The organism is Pseudomonas sp. 05T35 (assembly GCF_056396605.1).
The window spans coordinates 1-4,678 of record NZ_JBFTLU010000362.1 but is presented as its reverse complement, the minus strand read 5'-3'; the positions used below and the strand labels follow the sequence as shown (position 1 = coordinate 4,678).

Sequence of the window (4,678 nt, the reverse complement as noted above, 5' to 3'; positions counted from 1 at the left end):
GCTCTCAACGGTAGCAACATCGATTGGCGACTGCATGGTCGAGTCTTCGATGAAGTCACCCAGATGGGAGTCTTCGTCATCACCGATCGGGGTTTCCATGGAGATCGGCTCTTTAGCGATCTTCAATACCTTGCGGATCTTGTCCTCAGGCATTTCCATGCGTTCGCCCAGCTCTTCCGGAGTCGGTTCGCGACCCATTTCCTGCAACATCTGGCGGGAAATGCGGTTGAGCTTGTTGATCGTCTCGATCATGTGCACCGGAATACGGATGGTGCGGGCCTGGTCGGCGATCGAGCGAGTGATCGCCTGACGGATCCACCAGGTAGCATAAGTCGAGAATTTGTAGCCGCGGCGGTATTCGAACTTGTCTACCGCTTTCATCAAACCGATGTTGCCTTCCTGGATCAGATCGAGGAATTGCAGGCCACGGTTGGTGTACTTCTTGGCGATGGAGATCACCAGACGCAAGTTGGCTTCGACCATCTCTTTCTTCGCGCGGCGGGCTTTGGCCTCACCGATCGACATACGACGGTTGATGTCCTTGATCTCGGCAATCTTCAAGCCGGTTTCGGCTTCAAGTGCGGTCAGCTTCTGCTGGCAGCGAACGATGTCGGCTTGCAGGCGACCAATGGCTTCAGCGTATTTGCTTTTGCCCTTGGCCAGTGCTTCGGTCCAGCTTTCGTCARCTTCGTTGCCCGGGAACTGGCGCAGGAAGTCGGCACGCGGCATACGTGCATCACGAACGCAAAGCTGCATGATCGCGCGCTCTTGCTGACGCAGACGATCCAGGGCGCTACGTACACGCTCAACCAGGCCTTCGAATTGCTTCGGAACCAGTTTGATCGGCATGAACAGCTCAGCCAGCGCCAACATCTCGGCAATGGCCTGCTTGTTTTCACGACCGTACTTTTTCAGCGCCTTGCGGGTGATTTCCGCTTGATCGGCCACTGCGCCAAAACGCTGCGCAGCGATGACCGGATCCGGACCGCTTTCGGCTTCTTCTTCGTCGTCACTGGCTTCAGCGTCGTCGTCATCGGTGTCGTCATCCGCTTTCACGGCTTTCGGGTCGACAGGCGGCGGCACTTCTGCAGCAGGTGGCGCAATGCCGTCGTCCGGGTCGATATAACCGCTCAGGACGTCGGACAGGCGGCCACCTTCGGTGGTGACGCGAGTGTATTCGGAGAGAATGTGGTCAACCGTGCCAGGGAAGTGCGCAATTGCGCCCATCACTTCACGGATGCCCTCTTCAATACGTTTGGCGATTTCGATTTCGCCTTCACGTGTGAGGAGCTCTACGGTACCCATTTCGCGCATGTACATGCGCACCGGGTCGGTAGTGCGACCAATGTCGGTCTCAACCGCTGCCAACGCTGCCGCCGCTTCTTCTGCGGCTGCTTCGTCGGTATCGGCGTCGGCCAGCATAAGGGAATCCTTATCTGGCGCAACCTCGAATACGTTGATCCCCATGTCATTGATCATGCGGATGATGTCTTCCACCTGTTCCGGATCTGAAATATCCTCCGGCAGGTGGTCGTTGACCTCCGCGTAAGTCAGGTAACCCTGCTCACGACCAAGGGTGATCAACTCTTTGATACGAGACTGCTGTTGCGCTTTTCCGGACATAACACCCTATCCACTGAAGGTCTTGGCGGGCAAAAAACAAGCCGAGGATTATACCTTAGCTATGACCTCACGCGCCACTTGAGGTCGGGTTTGATGCGGAAACATTCCGTTTTAGTAGGTCGCGCATCTGATTTGCTATTTGATTCGCTTCCTCGGCAGTCAATCCTGGCTGCCGTGCTTTCTTGATGAGGTCGTCGAGAGTCTGCGTGTGCTGACCCGCTGATAACCTAGTAATGGTGTCTAAAAACTGTTGTTCAAGGTTGTCGCCTTCAATTAACCACTCCTTTTCTGCGAGTGCTTTAAGCAGGCGTCCTTGCTCGGTTCCATGCCAGCGGGCCATTAGCTGGATAGAGTTTAGCTTAGGATTTTTTTGCACAGCCTCGATCAGGGCTATTAGCAGTTGCGCATAAGTGTTGCTTTCATTTGCGAAGTGGTCGGCGGTTTCAACTTTGCCGGCCAGTTGCGGGTGATGGATTAGTGTGCGCAACGCAATCAAGGTAGGGGCCTCGACAGCAATCGGGATGCGGGGTGGGCTCCGCTCATCGCGTTTGCCTTTCTTGTCCCAGGGTTTGTTATCCCACTTCTTGCCGCCGCTGCCCGGTTTTTTCGGCGTCCACTCCTGCTGAGGTGCATAGGCCTCTTGCGGTTGGTGGTAGTCGGAATAGTCCGGCATGGCGTCGTAATCGATGCCGGGGTCGTAGGCGGGAGGTGCATCCTGCGGTGCGCTGTGCACCAGCTGACTGACGGCTTCGCTGTTCAGGCCGGTAATTTCGGTCAGGCGCTGGCGCATCAGGGTGCGCAGGTTGGCCCCCGGGACTTTGTCGATCAGCGGCGCGGCGAGGGTGGCCATGTGGGCCTTGCCTTCGAGCGAGCGCGGATCGGATTCCTCAGTCAGTTGCTGAAAGAAATAGTCGGCCAATGGCTGGGCGTGTTGATTGATCCTCGCGCGAAAGGCGTCAGTGCCTTCGGAGCGGATCAGCGTGTCCGGGTCTTCGCCTTCGGGCAGGAACAGGAAGCGCGCACGCCGTCCGTCTTGCAGGCTCGAAAGCGTTGACTCCAGGGCACGCCACGCGGCATTGCGGCCAGCCTGGTCGCCGTCGAAGCAGAACAGCACGTTGGGCACCACGCGAAACAGCCGCTTCAAGTGTTCTTCGCTGGTGGCGGTGCCGAGTGTGGCGACGGCATTGTGCAGGCCCTGTTGGGCCAGGGCAATGACGTCCATGTAGCCTTCGACGACGATGATCTCGTCGAGATTGCGGTTGTTCTTGCGTGCTTCATACAGGCCGTAGAGTTCCTGGCCTTTATGAAATACCGCGGTTTCCGGTGAGTTCAGGTATTTCGGTTTGTCGTCGCCCAGTACTCGGCCGCCAAACGCGATGATGCGCCCGCGGCTGTCGCGAATCGGGAACATCACGCGGTCGCGAAAGCGATCGTAGCGTTTGCCGGTTTCGGCGTTCTCGATCAGCAGGCCGGCGTCGATCATGGCTTTTTGTTGCAGGGTGTCGCTACTCAGATGCTTGAACAGGTTGTCCCAGCCTGGAGGCGCGAAGCCGAGGCCGAAATCGCGGGCGATCTCGCCGGTCAGGCCGCGACCCTTCAAGTAGTCGACAGCTGCTTTTCGCGCCGGATGGCTTTTCAGTGCCTGGCGGTAGAAATCAGCAGCGGCGGTCAGCAGTGGGTAGAGCGGCGAGTCGGTCGGTTGTCGTGGTTTATGCGGGCGACCGCTTTCCTCGCGGGGTATTTCCATGCCGGCGGCTTTGGCCAGTTCTTCGACAGCCTGGGGAAAATCCAGGTTGTCGTGGTCCATGATGAAGCCGAGGGCATTGCCACCAGCGCCGCAGCCAAAGCAGTAATAGAACTGTTTGTCCGGGCTGACGCTGAAGGAGGGGGTTTTTTCTTTGTGAAACGGGCAGCAGGCGGTGTAGTTCTTGCCGGCTTTTTTCATTTGCAAGCGCGAGCTGACCACATCGACGATGTCGGTGCGGTTCAGAAGGTCGTCAATAAAGCTCTGGGGAATTAGCCCGGCCATGGCGTTCTCGTCATCACTGCGCTGAAAATCTAACCCGTGCGAAAGGCGGCCTGATGCTGGTCATTATGCTGAGRCGCGGAGGATGTGCGGCTCGACCAGGTATCGTCTGCGTATTCGCTGTCGGGAAGTGTATCTGCCGAAAATCCGCTGACGTTAGTGCTCATCGGTATTCGACTGTTTGAAAGTGTTGCGCTGAGTCCGTATTGGCCAAAGGGAGGCCTCGGATAGCTCATAAGTGGGCACGCAAAATCGTGCCTTGGGCTGATCGTCGTAAGAGGAATCAGTAAAAGGTTGTGCTCGTCAGTAGCCTTGGAAGGCTCGTCAGAAGAGACGTGCACCGCTGGCAAAAGAGCCAGGTCTGACGTGTGAAGCAGGTTTGTCTCAGTCGCGTCTGCGGCTTTGACGGTGAAGCATCAAGCGATATCCGCAAATGCCATAAGCCCGGCTGAGGGCCGGGCTTGGCAGAAGCTTGCTACGAACGTCTGTGTATTAGTACAGACGAACGGCGCGGCGCTGTTCGCGCTGAACTTTCTTGGCGTGACGCTTAACAGCGGCTGCTGCTTTACGCTTACGCTCAGAAGTCGGCTTCTCGTAAAATTCGCGGCTACGAACTTCAGCCAGAACACCGGCTTTTTCGCAGGAGCGCTTGAAACGACGCAGAGCTACGTCGAAGGGTTCGTTCTCTTTAACTTTGACGGCTGGCATCCAGAGCTACCTTCATTCATTACCGGGGTCAACATCCTCGCGGCAAAAGTGCACTTGAAGACGTCGGTTTTTAAGGGTTGCGGATGTTAACCCCTCATCGCTCGGAATGCAAAGCCTCTGATCGAAAACCGCTGGTCGGGGCATCACGTGGCGACTATTATGCGCGCCTTCGAATTTAGCCTAAACAAGGCGCAAACCCATGCTAGTACTGGGATTAGAAACCTCCTGCGACGAAACCGGCGTCGCACTTTACGACAGTGAAAAAGGCCTGCTGGCCGATGCACTGTTCAGCCAGATCGACCTGCATCGCGCCTATGGTGG

3 protein-coding genes and 1 pseudogene are annotated in these 4,678 nt (G+C 56.9%); 1 reads left to right on the top strand and 3 read right to left on the bottom strand.

The annotated features are described in order from the left end of the window. The 3 genes from rpoD to rpsU form a co-directional block, all read right to left on the bottom strand. On the bottom strand, nt 1-1,623 hold a 1,623-nt coding region (gene rpoD / locus AC1DH9_RS22725), incomplete at its 3' end, for an RNA polymerase sigma factor RpoD (protein WP_477808822.1). Nucleotides 1,624-1,690: 67 nt separating this feature from the next. Further along, the gene (gene dnaG, locus AC1DH9_RS22720) at nt 1,691-3,652 is read right to left on the bottom strand and encodes a DNA primase (RefSeq protein ID WP_427545655.1); all 1,962 of its coding nucleotides are present in this window, start codon (nt 3,650-3,652) and stop codon (nt 1,691-1,693) included. 489 nt (nt 3,653-4,141) lie between these two features. Continuing rightward, entirely contained in the window at nt 4,142-4,357 is a 216-nt protein-coding gene (gene rpsU, locus AC1DH9_RS22715; RefSeq protein WP_002551877.1) for a 30S ribosomal protein S21, read from the bottom strand. 199 nt (nt 4,358-4,556) lie between these two features. On the opposite strand from rpsU, the pseudogene AC1DH9_RS22710 reads away from it, so the two are divergent. After that, nucleotides 4,557-4,678: pseudogene (locus tag AC1DH9_RS22710) on the top strand (tRNA (adenosine(37)-N6)-threonylcarbamoyltransferase complex transferase subunit TsaD); the annotation flags it as partial.

Bases quoted from the DNA above. Each gene is read 5' to 3' on its own strand.
- dnaG (WP_427545655.1), bottom strand. From the start codon at position 3,652: ATGGCCGGGCTAATTCCCCAGAGCTTTATTGACGACCTTCTGAACCGC.
- rpsU (WP_002551877.1), bottom strand. From the start codon at position 4,357: ATGCCAGCCGTCAAAGTTAAAGAGAACGAACCCTTCGACGTAGCTCTG.